Genomic DNA, 316 nt, shown 5'->3' on the forward strand with positions numbered 1-316 from the left:
GGGACACGGTCGCCGACACCCTGGGTGCCGGAGTGGCCGACGAGGTCGCGGCCGGCCCCGGCAACGGCGCCGTGCGGCTCTTCGTGCGGGACGCGGCCCGTTCCTTCGCCCGGACCGAAGCCTTCCGCGTGGGCTGGGACGCGGCCAACCGCGCCGTCCACGTCGCCGTGCTGCGCGCCCTGCGGGACGACAGGGCGCGGGGCCGCCCGGTCACCGTCGACCTGGCGCCCGTCACCGCGCGCGTACGGGAGCGGCTGGCCGAGGACCACGTGTCGTTCGCGCGGCGCATCCCGGTCCGGCACACCGCGGTCACCGT

The 316-nt window shown here is 78.2% G+C and carries 1 pseudogene; it reads left to right on the plus strand.

The features are described 5' to 3' along the window. Positions 1–316, plus strand: a pseudogene (locus DMH12_RS38785) (hypothetical protein); the annotation flags it as partial.

This window comes from Streptomyces sp. WAC 04229 (assembly GCF_003947455.1).
In the GTDB taxonomy this organism is placed as follows: domain Bacteria; phylum Actinomycetota; class Actinomycetes; order Streptomycetales; family Streptomycetaceae; genus Streptomyces.